12 protein-coding genes and 3 pseudogenes are annotated in these 16,039 nt (G+C 61.7%); 6 read left to right on the forward strand and 9 right to left on the reverse strand.

The annotated features are described in order from the left end of the window. The first annotated feature begins 217 nt into the window (after positions 1 to 217). On the forward strand, positions 218 to 367 hold the full coding sequence (locus HALNA_RS21735) for a DUF7837 family putative zinc-binding protein (RefSeq protein ID WP_449404860.1): 150 nt from the start codon (positions 218 to 220) through the stop codon (positions 365 to 367). Positions 368 to 589: 222 nt separating this feature from the next. Here the strand turns inward: HALNA_RS21735 and HALNA_RS00535 are convergent, their stop codons facing one another. After that, positions 590 to 1,153 carry a DUF7504 family protein gene (locus HALNA_RS00535; protein ID WP_157573366.1) on the reverse strand — a complete coding sequence of 188 codons (564 nt, stop codon included), beginning with the start codon at positions 1,151 to 1,153 and terminating at the stop codon, positions 590 to 592. Between the two features lie 951 nt (positions 1,154 to 2,104). Between HALNA_RS00535 and HALNA_RS00540 the strand changes: the two genes are divergently transcribed. From HALNA_RS00540 to HALNA_RS00550, 3 genes are all read left to right on the forward strand, one after another. Next, positions 2,105 to 2,725, forward strand: coding sequence for a GTPase (locus HALNA_RS00540; RefSeq protein WP_049934252.1), 621 nt, complete (start codon positions 2,105 to 2,107; stop codon positions 2,723 to 2,725). Between the two features lie 388 nt (positions 2,726 to 3,113). After that, complete coding sequence (locus HALNA_RS00545) at positions 3,114 to 3,560, forward strand: ribbon-helix-helix domain-containing protein (RefSeq protein ID WP_049934253.1); 447 nt, start codon at positions 3,114 to 3,116, stop codon at positions 3,558 to 3,560. An 81-nt stretch (positions 3,561 to 3,641) separates the two neighbouring features. Continuing rightward, a complete protein-coding gene (locus HALNA_RS00550; protein ID WP_049934254.1) occupies positions 3,642 to 4,574 on the forward strand; it encodes a hypothetical protein in 933 nt (310 codons plus the stop codon). A 332-nt stretch (positions 4,575 to 4,906) separates the two neighbouring features. On the opposite strand, the gene glmS is transcribed toward HALNA_RS00550, so the two are convergent. The 3 genes from glmS to HALNA_RS00565 all read right to left on the reverse strand — a co-directional run bounded on the left by glmS (position 4,907) and on the right by HALNA_RS00565 (position 9,072). Continuing rightward, on the reverse strand, positions 4,907 to 6,706 hold the full coding sequence (glmS, locus tag HALNA_RS00555; RefSeq protein ID WP_049934255.1) for a glutamine--fructose-6-phosphate transaminase (isomerizing): 1,800 nt from the start codon (positions 6,704 to 6,706) through the stop codon (positions 4,907 to 4,909). Positions 6,707 to 7,026: 320 nt separating this feature from the next. After that, positions 7,027 to 8,196: a sugar phosphate nucleotidyltransferase gene (locus HALNA_RS00560; protein WP_211225964.1), complete on the reverse strand. Its 1,170-nt coding sequence runs from the start codon at positions 8,194 to 8,196 to the stop codon at positions 7,027 to 7,029. Positions 8,197 to 8,442: 246 nt separating this feature from the next. Next, positions 8,443 to 9,072, reverse strand: coding sequence for a glycosyltransferase family 2 protein (locus tag HALNA_RS00565; RefSeq protein ID WP_049934258.1), 630 nt, complete (start codon positions 9,070 to 9,072; stop codon positions 8,443 to 8,445). A gap of 143 nt (positions 9,073 to 9,215) precedes the next feature. Here HALNA_RS00565 and HALNA_RS00570 point away from each other — a divergent pair, with 143 nt between their 5' ends. Next, the gene (locus tag HALNA_RS00570; protein ID WP_049934259.1) at positions 9,216 to 10,073 is read left to right on the forward strand and encodes a TrmB family transcriptional regulator; all 858 of its coding nucleotides are present in this window, start codon (positions 9,216 to 9,218) and stop codon (positions 10,071 to 10,073) included. Between the two features lie 18 nt (positions 10,074 to 10,091). Here the strand turns inward: HALNA_RS00570 and HALNA_RS00575 are convergent, their stop codons facing one another. The 5 genes and pseudogenes from HALNA_RS00575 to HALNA_RS21505 all read right to left on the reverse strand — a co-directional run. Then, positions 10,092 to 11,078, reverse strand: coding sequence for an NAD-dependent epimerase/dehydratase family protein (locus HALNA_RS00575; protein ID WP_049934260.1), 987 nt, complete (start codon positions 11,076 to 11,078; stop codon positions 10,092 to 10,094). Next, the gene (locus tag HALNA_RS00580) at positions 11,047 to 12,033 is read right to left on the reverse strand and encodes an NAD-dependent epimerase/dehydratase family protein (protein WP_049934261.1); all 987 of its coding nucleotides are present in this window, start codon (positions 12,031 to 12,033) and stop codon (positions 11,047 to 11,049) included. Before HALNA_RS00580 ends, HALNA_RS00575 begins: the two co-directional genes overlap by 32 nt. After that, positions 12,026 to 12,694: pseudogene (locus tag HALNA_RS21495) on the reverse strand (NAD-dependent epimerase/dehydratase family protein); the annotation flags it as partial. The gene HALNA_RS00580 and the pseudogene HALNA_RS21495, both read right to left, overlap by 8 nt. Positions 12,695 to 12,868: 174 nt before the next feature. Further along, positions 12,869 to 13,756 (reverse strand): annotated as a pseudogene (locus tag HALNA_RS21500) (LAGLIDADG family homing endonuclease); the annotation flags it as partial. After that, a pseudogene (locus HALNA_RS21505) lies at positions 13,736 to 14,290 on the reverse strand (NAD-dependent epimerase/dehydratase family protein); the annotation flags it as partial. The pseudogenes HALNA_RS21500 and HALNA_RS21505, both read right to left, overlap by 21 nt. A 410-nt stretch (positions 14,291 to 14,700) precedes the next feature. Here HALNA_RS21505 and HALNA_RS00595 point away from each other — a divergent pair. Continuing rightward, a complete protein-coding gene (locus HALNA_RS00595) occupies positions 14,701 to 15,942 on the forward strand; it encodes a glycosyltransferase family 2 protein (RefSeq protein ID WP_049934263.1) in 1,242 nt (413 codons plus the stop codon). Positions 15,943 to 16,039 lie beyond the last annotated feature (97 nt).

Raw genomic sequence — 16,039 nt, forward strand, 5'->3', positions numbered from 1 at the left:
TCCGGACGGGTGAGCCATGATCCTGCTTCCCTGCCGAACTCATTTGAACGATGATATTTTTGATATGTATATTTCGGGTCGCGTACTGGCCAGAACATAGCCGTACGTGGACGGACGGCGGATACACGGCCTTAGCGCTTCATACAGGCCCCAGCAAATTTTATATTACCTGACCTGTTCTATTTTCGTGTACACGTCGAAGCCCACCTCGCCCAGTATGTCCGACTCTACTTCATCGCTTGGCGTCTGCCCGCGCTGTGGCTCACCTATCCCTCACGGCGCAGTGCTCATTACGTACGAAGTCGACGGAGCGATGCGCCTCTTCGCAGAGTGCACTGATTGTGGTGAGCCCGTCCGTCCAGAGTAAGGGTCCACAGGGCGTTGCCTCAGGCTGGCTGTCGCCACCAGCACCTCGGGCCATTACATGTAACGCCCACCAGCGCCGACCGCGTCGGCACCCGTGCTGTGACGCGTCTAAAGCTGTCAAGGGAATCGCAACGCTCCCGCGGCACGGTCATGGCTATCGGTACCTGTGGCGAATCGCCCTCTCGACGTCGCGACGCCCTCGTTACAGGCACAGCCGACTGTCCTACGATTCGATCGAGCGCCACTCGCCGCCGGTATCGGCTTTCCCTTCGACCTTGGCTTTCATGAGCCCCGTCTCCGCCCTGTGGAGGCCGACAACGTAATCGAAGTGCGTCCGCACGATAGCGAACTCGGGCGCATCGTTGGCCTGTCGCGGCGACATAAATATACCACCCATTTCGTGGTTGCGAAGTTGGCCGACGACGACCTGCAGGAACTGGCCGATGACGTCTGGCGAGTGGAACGCCAGCAACTGAGACAGTGAGTGGAACCCGAGCACCGTTTTCTCCGTTTCGGCGTGGCGCTCTATCGCGTCGCTAATCCGCATTCCAAGCCGAGTCAGATTGCCGCAACTGGCTGTCGTCACTGCCTGCCCATCGCTGGCGACCGATACGCCATCGGCGCGCGTACAGTCCACGATTGTCAGACCGCCGCCGGAGATGTCCTCGCTGAGCGTCGACGCCGGGTATTTTGTCGACACGACGATGCCATCTTGCGACAGGCTATTGAACAGCCGAACGAAGGCGTCGTATTCGACTTCGTTTCCGTCACCGGTGAGGAGGAACACGTCCGAACTGTCCGCCTGGAGTGGCGGGTGACGATTGTGTGACATTGATCTGAGTCCCTGATGGCTGCGTGTGGTGGCGACGTGACCGACATGGTGAGCGCGCGACCTGCCCGGATGCCAGCATGTTCAACAGTCAGTGCCACGCCACGTAGACGATGATAACGCGTCAAGTAATACTTTGTGCCTCTCCTGTGGCATCCTTGCCGCCCTAGAGGGCGACGCTTCCCGAGGTTCCGATGTTGCTCCGGTCACTTCCGATGGTTGGGAATCTAAGGTTTGTGACCGACGGCACTGGCAGTGCCACGCTACCGATACTCGTCCCCGGCGTGGGGTAGCGAGTTATCTGGTTGGTTTGTGTCGGTCGGCGCGGTCGGCTCACTGTTTTGATTTCGGCTCTTGCCGTGGCAAACACCGAGTCGACTGCCAGTTTTCCGCGCATATCGATTGATATGACGCGATGGGATCTGAACCTTCGCCATGCACAGTGAAAGTAACCGAAGACGGGCGCTGTATCCCCGCGCTGAAGCGCGAGGAGAAAGCCCCGCCCTTCAGGGCGGGGAGGATGTCAACGAGCGCCGATCTCTGCTCTCCGGCGCCACCATCGGCGATCCTCCCGGTTCTCGTCGCCGAAAAGATTATATCAAACTAACTGTAAGTACAAGATGCGGCATCGTCAAGGCACCGTTGACGATGGCGCCCTGCAGCAGACGGGTCACGAGCCGGTTGAGGTAAGGCATCGTTCACTCGCATGGAGATGCACTCCTCGGCGTGCATCTCCCTTCCGGTCACCATGAACCGGGGCACCCCCCATCCCCTCTTCATTCTGGCGAACCACCGTGGACGCCAACGGCCCCACGCGTCGCTACAGTGAACCAGTCTCTCCCATGGCGTCGACACGGCCGGCATGAGTACCAACCGCTATGACGGTCGACCCCGCAATCGCTCACACGCATGGGATTACTCGATGATCTCACGTCGACGCTGCTGTCGACTCACGAGGCCACGCAGATCGGTGTGTACGGCCCGCCGAACGCGGGGAAGACGACGTTCGTAAATCAGGTACTCGCCGACTGCGGGGAAGCCGCGTCAGGCACGACGAGCCATCGTCCCCACGAGACGCGAACGGCCGATCGGACGACATCGGTCGACATTGCGGGTAAGACAGGGACCACAACCATCGACATCGTGGATATGCCGGGCGTCTCCACGACCGTCGACGAGGCGACGTTCCGCGCCCACGGACTGGACGAGGAGACGGCTCGACAGCGCGCGCGAGAAGCGACCAGCGGCATCTCGGACGCCCTCCGCTGGCTTCGAGAGGACATTACCGGCGTCATCTACGTCCTCGATGCGACGCGTGACCCGCTCAGGCAGGTGAACACGATGCTCATCGGAATGGTCGACAACGAAGCGCTTCCCGTCTTGATCCTGGCGAACAAGACCGACCTCCCCGAGGCCGACGTCGAGCGCGTCCGCGAGGCGTATCCCACGTACGATGTCGTGCCCGTCTCTGCACTAGAAGGAACGAACCTCGACACGGCCTACGCACGTATCGTCGACACATTCGGGTGAGTGCGTAGGCCTCGCCCGCGTCCGAGGCCGTCTGCCGTACCTGTTTCACGGCGTCATCCGATCCGGGTCGCCGATATCGAGCGTGCGACGCGATCCCGCGAACGCGGTGGCCTCGTGGGTACTCCGCGGGTCGGTCGAGCGTCCTCGGGGTCAGTCCGTCGGGCTATGCCCTCGACGCGACAGCGATTCCAACCGTCACGCCGTTCGATTGCGTGGCCACCACGAGGGCGTTCACCCGTCGCCCGCTGCTGGCTCGCCCCGTCGCGTCCGCTCCCCATCCTCTAACGGACCGCCTCGCAGCTTCGGCTGCCGCCGGTAGGACCACCGACGACCGCGACGCACCCACCACGCCCGAAGTTGTTTACTACTGGCCGCGATAGTACTGAGTATGGTAAAGTCGACCGTGCGGTTTCCAGCGGAGGTGCTGGACGCCGTCCAGAACCACGTCGACGACGGCGAATTCGCTAACCAGTCCGAATTTCAGCGATTCGCCGTCGAATACCTGCTCGACAACATCGAGGAGGACTACGACCCGACGCTGGCCGAATACAACGAGATCCGAACGACAGCACTGAACACCGACTCGAACGCGGGCTCCGACGGGTCGGTCGACACGCGAGGCGACGACTACCCCGACTTCCTCCAGACAGCGGCTCGCGTCCGACAGTACGCCGTGCGAGGCGATGCCGACACGGCGTATGAACTGATCGACACCTACTTTCCGCCCGAGAGCTCCGCGGCGATGCTCCTCGATCACGTCGTCCGCGGCGTGCAGTCCGACATGGCGGCGACCGACGGGGCCGACGAGTCAACCGAAGTGCCCCAGTCCGGCTGACGACGCCCGCTGTGACTCTCCCGGGGTTCGTGACTGCGGCCCGGCAAAGAGGCTATGAGGCTTCACGGTGCATATCGGCGTATGCGACGGACCTTCATTATCCTCTGTGCTGGCTGGCTGGTCGTCGCCGGGCTCAGCTTCGGCGTCGGCGCTGACTCCTACGCGCTGGCCTCGCCAGCCGCTGTCGATACCCCCGACCGGACGGTGACCGTCGGCGGCAACACGTACCAAGTCACGAACGCCGTCCGCGTTGCTGGCGGGACGCCCTTTACGATTCGACCGACTGCCCCGGACAACGCAACGTTCGATCTCTACTTGTACAACAGCGACCAGGCCGTCACCGGGATCAAGACCGACCTCACCGACGGGAGCGACCCATCGTTCGCTACCGACGACCGCCCGCCCGGATCGTACGTCGTAGCCCTGTTTTACCAGGGTCGATTCGAGGCGATCCTCCCCGTCGTCGTGATGGGCTATCGGGTGAGTGCGACACACGACGGTCCCGTTCGGGCGGGCGAGGCCCTGACCGTGACGGCCGAGGTACGCGAAGAGCCGGCTGCGCCGAACGTCAGCGCCGTCGAAGCCGTCGTGACCAACGCGTCCACCGACCGAGTCGTCACGCGCGTCCCGATGGACCGACAGGCTGCCGGCACGTACGAAACGTCCGTCACCGTCGATGCGGCGGGCGCACACAAGGTGTACGTGAACGTCCGTGGCGAGCAGCGAGTCCGCGGCCAACGCGAACTGCTTGGCTTTAGCAACGCCGTCTCGCTCACCGTCACCCCGGGTGCGACACAGACGGCGACGCCATCTGCGACGCCGACACCAGCGTCAACACCGACCCCGACCACACCGTCGACGACGGCCGCGCCCACGACGGCCGACCCGATCACGCCACGCGCGGCGACGGCGACGGCGACCCAGACCTCCGCACAGGGTGGCGTCCATCTCTGGGCCGCCCTCGTCGTCGGCGTCTTGCTCTTGCTCGTCGGTCTCGCGTCTCGGGTCGTCTGAGAGACCTTCTCAGCGGCACAACGCCCCCGTCCGGCCCCCAAACCGGTGCGCGCCCCGCGCGTACGCGGCACCGACACGGTGGCTCGCGGCTTTTGTAATCCGCTCAGCCTCTGCCGGTAGCGCTCCACGCGAGGCGATTTTGCGGGATGAAGACGGGCGGTTTACAGAACGCCCCGACCCAGACAGGCTCACCTCCCGAACAAATGGTTGGGTTTTGCAAGTCCGGTACGTAACCGATGCAACAGCTACGCCAGCGTGGTTCGCCCACGCTCGCCACGCCACATTCACACGTTGCTTTCGGGGGCGTGATACGAACGACCTCCCCTCCGAAGTCACTCGACGGTCACGCTCTTCGCGAGATTTCGGGGCTTATCGATGTTCCGGTCCTTGTTTTTCGCGATGTGATATGCGAACAGTTGCAGTGCAACGTTCGCCACGAGTGACTCCATTCGCCCGATATCCGGAATGTCGACCGTCTCGTCACAGAAGGCCGTGCTCTCCTCGATACTCGCCATGCCGATCACCGACGCGCCGCGGGATTCGACTTCTTTGACATTGTTGAGGGTCTTCTGTGGCTCCGTGCCCTCGGTAAGCAAGGCGATCACCGGCGTCTCGGGCGTGACAAGGGCCAGGGGGCCGTGTTTCAACTCACCCGCCGCGAACCCTTCGGCGTGATCGTACGAGATTTCCTTGAGTTTGAGTGCGCTTTCGAGCGCTACCGGATAGCCGAGATGGCGGCCAATAAAAAAGAAGGACTCGCCATCGCCGTACGCCGCTGCAAGGCGTTCGATCTCTCCCTCTGCATCCAGGATTTCCTGTACTGCACCGGGTAACTCGCGGAGATTCGAGAGAAAGGTCGCGGCGTCGTTGCGCGAGATCGCGTTCCGAGTGCGGCCAAGGTAGACACTGAAGAGTGCAAGCGTCGCCACCTGCGAGACGAAGGTCTTGGTTGCGGCGACACCGATTTCCGGACCGGCTTGGATGAATATCGTGTCGTCGACCTCGCGGGTGACGGTGCTTCCAACGGTGTTGGTCACGGCCATGGTCCGCGCCCCCATCGAGACCGCCTCGCGGATGGCCGACAGGGTGTCTGCCGTCTCACCCGACTGCGTAATGGCAAGAGCAAGCGTACTTGCGGGGTCATCCGCGCCCGTGACGTGATACTCGGATGCACGAGTGACTGTGACCGAGACGTTCGCAAGCGTCTCAAACAGGCGCTTGGCGAACAGCCCGGCGTGATAGGAAGTGCCACAGGCGACAAGCTGAATCCGGTCGATATCAGCCAACACTTCCTGGTCGATATCGATATCCAGATCCACCTCGCCGGCGAGTTCGTCGAGCCGGCCCGACAGCGACTGTCGGAGGGCGTGTGGTTGCTCGTGAATCTCTTTGTGCATGTAGTGGTCGTGACCGCTCTTGCCGGCCGCGGCTGCGTCCCACGTGACTTGTGTGATGGGGCGGTTGACGACTGTGCCGTCGTTGGTGATCGTGACGCCATCCGGAGTGAGTGCAGCCACGTCGCCGTCCTCGAGATACGTCACTTGTCGGGTGTACTCGACGAACGCGGTAACGTCGCTGCCGATGAACATTCCGTCATCGCCGTGGCCGATCACGAGCGGGCTATCCTGTCGGGCGAGCACGACCGCGTCACAGTCGGCGTGGGTAACGGCAATCGCGAAGCTCCCTTCGAGCCGGTTGATCACATCACTGACTGCCGGGTAGAGGTCGCGGCCCCGTTCGAGTTCCTCTTCGATGAGGTGAGGAATCACTTCGGTATCGGTATCGCTGGTGAAGACGTGGCCACCGAGTTCCGCTTTCAATTCGTGGAAGTTACCGATGATGCCGTTATGGACGACTGCCAACTCACCGGTGCAGTCCGTATGGGGGTGAGCGTTGTCGTCGGACGGTTCGCCGTGAGTCGACCATCGCGTGTGCCCGATGCCGTGTGATGGATCGCAGTCGGTCGGGACGGCGACGTCATCGATCGTCCCCTGCCGTTTATACACCTCGACGGTATCATCGACCAGCGCGATCCCGGCCGAGTCATAGCCTCGATATTCGAGATTCTTGAGGCTCGATTTGAGTACGGCTGTGCTGTCACTTCCGCCGATATACCCCGTTATTCCACACATGGTTTCCCTTGATTACTCACGGCTGGCACGGTGCCTGCTGCAGAGTAGCACTACATGAGAACGTATAATGATAACGGTGATTATGTTTATTCGACCCCATCAGGTGCTCGGTCAACACCGACTTCCCGGCATTTCGAATTCATGCGGAGTGTGTCGATTGCTGTGACACGGGTACTGCTGTCACACAATGGGCTTGCGTGACTCGACCGGTGAGAGAGCGGTGACGCAGTGAGCGCCCACCCGCTCACGATGGTCCGAACGGCGTGTTCGGAGCCGTATCCAACGCGTGAGCATGCCCGCCCGTTGGAGCGAGGAGGGCGTCATCCGCGCCGAACGTGTGTGTCGTTTTCGACGCGGCCGGAGACCGTACACCCAAGCTCAACCGTGGTGTGATTTCCGACGATCGCCCCGGGGTCGAGCGTTACGTCAGCGCCGATAGTAGCATTGTGCCCGATCAACCCCCCGAACTCGACAGCAGAATAGACCGACTCATTGAGGACGACATCGGCGCCACCGCCCCCAATCGTCGTGTGTGCCCCGATGGTGGCACCCTCGCCGATGATGCAGTCAGTCAGCACGCAGCCAGGTCCGATCGTCACGTCGGAGAAGACGACCGAATTGGTAATTACGGTGTTCGCACCCAGTCGAACGTTCGCACCCAGCGTCGTCCCGCGCAACACACGGCCACCCGACGCGATATGTGTATCGGCACCGATGGCAACGGGGCTGGTGATGGTCGCATCCGGATGCACCTGTGCCGTAGAGATAACCTGTGACCCGGTGGTGCTCAAGATCCCGTCGTTGGCATCGAGCAGATCCCAGGGGTGTTCGAGTTCAAGCCAGAGCCCATCGTATCGGAGTGCCCGAACCGGAAGCTTCCTCAAGTAGTCCGCGAGCGTCTGTGTGAGCTTCAGTTCACCCCGGCGCTCGGTCTGGCGAATCGCAGCGAAGATGTCCGGCCCAAATGCATAGATGCCCGCGTTCACGAGATTCGAGGTGACCTCGTGTGTGGCCGGCTTCTCGACTATGCTACTGACGTACTCCCCGTCCAGTTCGACCATCCCGTAGCGCGTCGGGTCATCGACGGACGTGATGACCATGCACTGATCACCCGTCTTCTCGCGTCGCCGAATGAGGCGTTCGATCAGCGCTTGCTCGACGATCCGATCGCCGTTCACGACGAGAAAGTCACTGCCGAGATAGGGCTCGGCCGTCAGTAGCGCATCACCCGTCCCGAGCGGGTTCTCTTGCACGGCGTACGTGATGTTGGGGCCGTGGCCATCTTGTTCCCGCTCGCTGAAATGCGTCTGAATCCGTTCGCGCTGGTAGCCAACGACCAGAACGACCTCCTCGATGCCGGCCGCTGCCAGACGATCGACGACGTGGTCGAGAAGCGGCTTTCCGGCAACGGGTAGCATCGGCTTTGGCCGGATATCAGTCAGCGGGCGAAATCGCTTCCCCTCGCCAGCGGCCAGAATGACGGCCTTCACGGCTCGACCCCGCTCCTTGCGAGGGCCCGCTCCGGTGGACAACCTATTCTCATCGTCCCCGATAGGGCGACGGTGCCAATTAAACATAGGGATCGGCTGCGATTCCGCATCGTACCCGGTGTGACCGTGCTCAGGTCTGCCTGGCAATGACGCGGCCGTTGTGCGCCCACCCGCATGGCCATCAGCCCGCCTCTCCTGACGGTGTCCGTCGACGACCTAGACGAGTCATCGGGGGTACGATCCCGCTCAGTCGCTGGCCGCGAACGTGAGCAGATGGCGGATGACGCATCCGAGCTGTCGGGCGTGTTGCCACGCGATGCCCCGGGGCTTTCGAATCGATCGGGTTTCGATCTGGACCTCGCCGAGCCTCGCCCCTTTGGTGGCCGCTTCGAGCGCGAGCGTGCCACAGGGACAGGCCGTCTCGAGGGTGAGCCTCGTCGCCAGCGAGCGACGGATCGCCCGTAGTCCCGATCCGGAATCGGAGATATCGAGTGCGAGCTGTGTCACCCGATTCAGTAATCGCTCCGACGGCCGAGGGATCTCGTCCCGGGCGCCGAAGACCAGATCGTACCGGTCACGACAAACGGGCGTGATGACTTTCGAGACGTGCGCGGGTTTGTGCTCGCCATCGGCGTCGTACGTCACGAGTACCTCGGCGTCTGCCTCGTCGAATCCGCGCGTGAGTGCAGCCATGTAGCCACGGTTCGTCTCCTGTTCGACGACCGTCGCTCCTGCCTCCCGCGCTTCGGCCGCCGTCTCATCGCCCGATCCGTCGTCGACAACGAGGACATCGTACGCGCCGATCAGCTCCCGCACCGTCGGTCCGATTCGTCCGGCTTCGTTGTACGCCGGGATGAGCACCGTCACGTCTGCCATGTTCCCAACACCGTGGCCCTGCGGTGTAGCTCTCCCGCTCTGCTCATTGCCCGAACACTCCTCGTCCACGACACGAGCACGACAGGAGTGTGAGACGGTCTCGAGACGAATGGACTTACTACGGCGCTCGACTACGGATATCTATGCCGCAACGGACAGCACACGACCAGTTGCTCTCGGTACTCGACCTCAAGGAGTACGAACAGGTCGCACTCGAAGAACTCCTGATGCTCGGACGGACGACTGCGCCGGACCTCTCAGAGGCGACCGGCATTCCACAGGCACGCATCTACGGCGTACTCGAGTCGCTGGCCAATCAGGGGTATATCGAGATCATCCCCGGCCGGCCGAAGGCCTATCAGCCGAAAGCCCCCGAAGGTATCCTCGACCGGGCTACGGAGAACCGCCGACAGGACTTCGAGTCCTACCGCCAGTCGATCGACGACGTGCGAGCGGAGTTCATCGAGACGTTCCGCCCACTCTACGAGCAAGCAAGCGAGGAAGTCTCGCCGACGAGCGAGCTCTTTCACGTCGTCGATGTCGGTGATCCGAGCATTGCCGAGACGCGGGCACTCTATCGTGAGGCGACCGAACAAGTCAACATCGTCACGAAAAGCTTCGAGTACTTCGACCGGGTGCGGCCGTCATTCGAGACGGCGCTTGAGGCTGGGTGTGCCATCGACGTGCTCGCTCTCGATCCAACCCATCTCTCTACCGACAACCAGCGCATCCAGCGCGAAATCGTGACCGAGATTGCTGACCGGTATCCAGAAGCCTCGCTCCGTTTCAGCGAGCACCGTCTCCCCTGGCGTGGCACGCTGATCGATCCGGACCTGACCTATGAGACCGGTAAGGCAATTCTGCTCGTCGAAGAGAAACACGTCCCACTGCATAAACGGCAAGCGGCCGTCACGGAAAACGAGTCGTTCGTCGCGGGAATGAAGCGGTATTTCGACCTGATCTGGAAGTACGACAGTCTCGATTCGTCTCCCGCGCCCTGAGTTCGCTGCCCTCGACGCTCAGGCCTTCTCTCTGATTAGTTTTCTGACGCTGTCTGCGACCGTATGGCGCGTCTCCCAGCCGAGGGTCTCGTGGGCGGTTGCCGTATCGACCTGGAAGTCAGCAACGAGTGTCTCGTTCCCCCGAGGGTTCGCAACGAGTTCGACCGCCGTCTCGATGCCAGCCTCGTCGACGGCGATCTCTGTGACGAGTTCCGCAACGGCTCTGACGCTTGGGTCCTCGCCGCTCGCGATTTCGTATTTTTCGACGCCTGTCTCACCCTCCTCAAGTTGCGTTTCGAGCCGCTCGGCACTCCGCACGTAAGCCCGCGCCACGTCGTCGACGTGCACGTAGTTTCGTGACTGCGTCCCCGGCTCGTAGACCGTTAGCGGCTCGTCGCTGAAGACACGGCTGACGAAGAAATTGATCACCGTGCCCTTCGAGACGCGCTGGCCGTCGATCCGGTGTTCGCCATAGAGATTCGATTTCAGGTATAGATGCGCGGGAAAGGCACCCTCGGCGAGTGCGTCGACCGCCTGCTCGCCAAGTACTTTGGTCCGTCCGTACCAGTTGAGGGGGTCGCGGGGCGCATCGACGGTGATCGGAAACCGGTCGGGGTCGCCGAGGACCGCCATGCTGTAGGGAAAGACAAGCCCTGCGCCCGTCTTCTTACAGAACCAAGCGACGTTGGTCGTCCCGGTGACGTTCACTTCATACGCGAGGTCGCGCTTCGTCGCACAGTCGTCGACCCCGCTGATGGCGGCGAGATGCATGACGATATCGGCGCCATCGAGTGCCGTCTCGAGTCGCTCTCTGTTACGGATGTCGACGTGCGTGACCTCGACATCGCCAATCTGGCGGACGTCACCGAGATAGAAGTTATCCAGCGCGGTAACCTCCCACTCCGGATGTGTCTGTGCAAGCAGGTAGACGACGCGACTGCCGATGTAGCCCGCCGCGCCAGTGACGGCAATCTCAAGCGGGTCGTGTGGGGAGTGCTCTGTCATGTGTGTCGTCGTGTATTGCGGTGAATTTCGCGGCGAGTTCGTTGATCCCGTCTCGAAGCGTGATTTCAGGGGCGTAGCCGGTCCGCCCGATCCTGTCGAAGTTGACGTGATACGACGGCCCGGGATGCTCGTCCCTGAGGTAGGTGATGTCGAGGGCCGTCCCGAGTTCGTCTCGGACGAGTCCGGCAATCTCGCTGATCTGGTAGTTGGCGTCGTTAGCGCCGACGTTATAGATCAACTCATCCCACTGCGCCGGCTGGAGCGCGGCGTGCTTGTACGCACGCGCCGCATCACGGACGTGAATGAACGGCCGCCAGTTCGTCCCGTCGCCGTAGACGGTGAGCGGACGGTCGGTGAGGCCCCGGAAGACGAACCGGTTCACGACCAGATTGAACCGGACGCCCGGCGAGTAGCCGTAGTTCGTGGCCATCCGCAGCGCAGTCGCGTCGAAGCCGTGCTCGGTCATGCGCTCGCGGAGCAAGGACTCCGAGGCGTGTTTGGTCTCTGCATACGGATTCAGTGGGTCCGGCTCCGTCTCCTCGGTGATGTTCCGGCTCGCCGCTCGTCCGTAGATGTTACACGACGACGCGAGAACGACGTTGTCGACGTCGAACTTCCCGGCGGCCGTGAGGACGTTTCGGGTGCCGTCGAGATTCACCGCGACGGTTTCCTCGCGTCGGTCATGGGTACTGTCCGCGCCCGTGATGGCGGCCAGGTGGACAACGGCGTCAGCCCCACCCATCGCGGCCTCGACATCGCCGTAGTTGCGAACGTCGCCGCGATGGAAGACGTATCCATCACGCGCGTTGAGGCCGGTCCCAAAGAGGTTTCGTGGAGAACTCATCGACAGATTGTCGAGGACGCGCACCTCGTCGACCCGCTCGTCCGCGAGGAGTTGTGCCAGGAGTTCGCTTCCGATGTACCCGAGCCCGCCCGTGACGAGGACGCTAGTCATCCGTCGCCGTCGCTGCCTCTCCGTCGACCGACTGCTGGCGGTTCTCGAGCACGTCCGGCAGGAAGCGGTCCTCGTAGGCGGTGATCGTCTCCTGATAGCGCGTCAGCGTATCGAGGATGTCATCGACGCCGGCTTCGAAGCTCTGTGCCTGCTCGTCGATCAGGCCCATATACCGGGTGTTTTCGATCTCCATCTTGTGGCTTTCGTCCTCGTCGCGCGGGTTCTCGACGTGTTCGACCTCCACATGCAGCCCGTGGTCGTCTCCGACCTGTTCGATCGTCGTGGCAATCTCGACGATGCTGATGGCACGCGTGACCTGATTGTACACCACGTGGTCGGCCTCGCGCTCGTCGGGGGCCATCAGGGCTACCTCCGCGAGCCCCTCGACGGCGTCCTCGAGGCTGATGAACGGCTTGCGCTGTGCGCCCTTCCCATAGACCGTGACGGGGTAGCCGGCGACGGCCTGTGCACAGAAGCGATGCGCAACGGTCCCGAAGTAGTAATCGAAGTCGAAGCGGGTTTTGAGGCGGTCGTCAGCGCGCGTTTCCTCGGTCTCGGAGCCGTAAACGATGGCCGTCCGGACGTCGGAGATCGGCACGTCGAACTGTTTGTTCGCCAGTCGCATATTGGCCGCGTCAAAGCTCTTCGAGTTCCCACACCAGATCGGTTTTCCGTTCCGACGCACCAACACGATTCCGCCGTCGACCGTACAGCAGTAGACGGAGCCATCGTACTTCTCTCGCCCGAACGCGTTACCCCCTTGGTTCGTCTGGAAACACCACGTGGGGCTAATACCGACCCGGTATTCGCGTTTCGTTTGGTAATTGTTTTCGTCACTTCTGTCGAGGTCGTGGACAGTTGCTCCGTACCCCAGTTTGAGTGCTATTTCTTGGACATCGGCGGCGAACCGTTCGCTCGACGTATAGAAGGTCCATCCGCGGCCGTTGTTAGTTCCGTCTCCTTCGATGAGTGTTTCGAGCAGAACTTCGAGGTGGTCCTCGGACAGATTCCGCATCCATTCCGGAATGTGCTTTTCATCCTTGAATTGACGGAGATACGTCGCCAGCTGGTGATCGCTGAGTTCGATGTATTCCTGTTTGGAATCGATCTGGTGTCTGACTTTCTCGCGGTCGAAGCCAATATCCTCGAACAGCTCGATCAGTTCCTTCGCTCCCGTCTGGTAGATCCGTACGTTACCCGTTTGCTTGGCCTTGCCGACCGTTCCCTCGGTGAGCCACCACCCGAAGAACCGGATCCATGCGTCCAGTTCGATCTCCCGCGACTGGAGCTTGATCATCTTCGTTTGATTCACTTCGCGATCGCACCCCGGAAGTTCGAAGGTGTCCGGATCGGTCCCCTCCCAATCAGGGAACGACGCGAAAAAGCACGGATGTTTGTACTCATCGCCCAGCTGATCGGCCTCGACGATTTCCCGGCGATTCTCGAACGTGGCGTGACCACCCTGTGCCCAACTCGTCCCGATTAGCATACGATGGTTCGGCGTCACTTTCAGGTCGACACGTCGGTTCGAAACGGTGACCATCTCGCCAGAGTAGTCGTACTCTTGGATGTCTGATGGGACCGTCCAGCCGGTATCCCCAGTGTCGGCGTCCATCGCCATCACTTCGTCCCGTTCGCTCAGCTCTTCGAATGGCTTCCAGCCGTCTTTCGTCAGAATTTCCGTCTCATCGTCGTAGCACTGGTGGTACCAACTCCCTGCCATAGAGGGAAAGGGGACTTCGTCCCGTTCGCCCTGGTTCTCCATCGTCGCGCCACCCTCGGGGATGGGGAACTCCGGCGCGCCGTAGACGCCGGTCGTCGTGGTTTCGATGAAGTGGGTGTCCGTCAGACCGTGTTCTTCGAGGCCCCAGAGGAGGTTGCGGGTCGCCTGCAGGTTGTTTCGCTGGGTGAAGTTCGCGCGCTCGCCGTTGATCTGGGAGTACGGCGCGGAGGGTTGGGCCGCCGCGTGGACAATCGCGTCCGGTTCGTGGACTTCGAGGAGTTGGTCAGTGAACTCCTTCTCCGTGAGGTCGCCCTCGACGAACGAGAGGTTGGTGAGGCCGTGGACGGCTTCGGCGGCGTCGAGACGGGCTTCGATATCCGCGACAGGGGTGGCGGAGACGCTGCCGATCTCTTCGACCCACTCTCGGCGACTGAAGTCGTCAACGAGAACGACACGGTCGTCGGTTCTCGAGGCGATACGAAGTGCTGTTGGCCAGCCGACGTAGCCGTCGGCACCAGTCACTAGCAGCGTCATTTGTTACTCAGTATCTGGGTACTAGCCATCTTATTTAAAAATTTTGATTAATTAGTAAAGCATCTGGCAAAATTAGGCTAAAACAACGGGTGGGCGTGACTTGCGGTATCGCTTGGGTTGCCCCGGCGCAGATAATCAAAACTGTGATCCGGAACTGCGAGTGCAGCGAGAGAGACCGTCCTCAGACGGTCATCGATTCATTCTCTCCATCTCGTTCACCGACGCAACGCTTTTGTCATCTACCTCAGTGTATCGCATATGGGTCGATACCCTCGGGCGGCGCGAGCCGCGCGAATAAAATGCATCCCGTGTAACGCGCCGGTGACTGAAACTGTCGATGGTCGGACCGTCTGCGTCGCCTGCGGAAGAGAGACTATCAGCCCCTGCGAGTGACGAAAGGACAAACGGCAATGAGTACGAATCAGCCTACCACGGACGCCGTCGAACCAGCTGCGGAGGCGCGCACAAGGGCGGAGGCGCACACTGACGCCGACGCCGCGGACCTACTCGTTACGGCGGACAGTGACCGCACGCCAACGCTCTCGGTCATCATGCCGACTCTAAACGAGGAAGACGGGATCGGCGAATGCCTGCATCGCATCAGGCAGGCGGTGGTCGACCTCCAAGTGCCGACGGAGATCGTCGTCAGCGATAGTTCGACCGACCGCACTCCCGATATCGCCCGTGACCACGGAGCGATCGTCGTCGAACCGGATCAACCCGGCTACGGTTACGCCTATCGCTACGCGTTCAAGCGCGCTCGCGGTGACTACATCGCCATCGGAGACGCTGACACAACGTACGATTTCACCGAACTGCCCAAACTGTACGCGCTCGTCGAATCGGGTGACGCCGATATGGCGATGGGAAGCCGGCTCAACGGGGAGATCAAACCCGGCGCGATGCCACCGCTGCATCGCTACATCGGCAACCCACTGCTCACGAAGTTTCTCAACGTCTTCTACGGCGCAGGGGTGAGCGACGCCCACAGCGGGATGCGCGTGTTCTCCCGCGACGCGCTCGAGGAGATGGATCTGCAGACGACCGGGATGGAGTTCGCCAGCGAAATGATCATGGAAGCCGGCGCGAGCGATCTCACCATCCGCGAAGAGCCCATCACCTATCACGAACGGGAAGGCGACGCCACCATCGAGAGCTTCCGGGACGGCTGGCGACACGTCCGGTTCATGCTCCTCAACGCGCCCGGCTATCTCTTCTCGGTCCCCGGATTCCTGTTGACGATTCTTGGCACGCTCATCATGGGCATTGCCCACTTCGGCATCTCGCTTGGCGGCGTGACACTCGGCACGCACTCGATGATCGGTGGGAGTCTACTGACCCTTGTCGGCTTCGAGGTGCTCGCACTCGGGGTGTTCGCAACCGTGGCTGCCGATCCCGTTCGAAAACCGTCCGATCCCGTCACGACGTGGCTACTCGATCGGGTCCAACTCGAACACGGGGCCAGCGTGGGGGCGCTCGTCGCCGGGGTCGGGGGGATCTACATGCTCGTTATGTTCGGACGCTGGGTCAGTAGCGGATTTACGCAACTCCCGCTGCTCACGACGAACGTGCTCGCGCTCACGGCGATCGTCTTCGGACTGGAAGTGATCTTCAGTTCCTTCTTCCTCAGCGCAATCGGGGAGAGCCACTGAGGTGCGCCCGTCTGCATCGATCCGTTTGCTGCTCGGGTTTTTGTGAGTGCTGGACAGACCTTGTCGGCTGATCGAGAGAGTTCTAGCAACGGATCGG

Origin of the sequence: Haloplanus natans DSM 17983, from assembly GCF_000427685.1 — an archaeon.
In the GTDB taxonomy this organism is placed as follows: domain Archaea; phylum Halobacteriota; class Halobacteria; order Halobacteriales; family Haloferacaceae; genus Haloplanus; species Haloplanus natans.

Coding starts and splice junctions, on each gene's coding strand:
- glmS (WP_049934255.1), bottom strand. CDS start 6,706: ATGTGTGGAATAACGGGGTATATCGGCGGAAGTGACAGCACAGCCGTA.
- HALNA_RS00550 (WP_049934254.1), top strand. CDS start 3,642: ATGCGACGGACCTTCATTATCCTCTGTGCTGGCTGGCTGGTCGTCGCC.
- HALNA_RS00595 (WP_049934263.1), top strand. CDS start 14,701: ATGAGTACGAATCAGCCTACCACGGACGCCGTCGAACCAGCTGCGGAG.
- HALNA_RS00580 (WP_049934261.1), bottom strand. CDS start 12,033: ATGACTAGCGTCCTCGTCACGGGCGGGCTCGGGTACATCGGAAGCGAA.
- HALNA_RS00540 (WP_049934252.1), top strand. CDS start 2,105: ATGGGATTACTCGATGATCTCACGTCGACGCTGCTGTCGACTCACGAG.
- HALNA_RS21735 (WP_449404860.1), top strand. CDS start 218: ATGTCCGACTCTACTTCATCGCTTGGCGTCTGCCCGCGCTGTGGCTCA.
- HALNA_RS00570 (WP_049934259.1), top strand. CDS start 9,216: ATGCCGCAACGGACAGCACACGACCAGTTGCTCTCGGTACTCGACCTC.
- HALNA_RS00545 (WP_049934253.1), top strand. CDS start 3,114: ATGGTAAAGTCGACCGTGCGGTTTCCAGCGGAGGTGCTGGACGCCGTC.
- HALNA_RS00565 (WP_049934258.1), bottom strand. CDS start 9,072: ATGGCAGACGTGACGGTGCTCATCCCGGCGTACAACGAAGCCGGACGA.
- HALNA_RS00575 (WP_049934260.1), bottom strand. CDS start 11,078: ATGACAGAGCACTCCCCACACGACCCGCTTGAGATTGCCGTCACTGGC.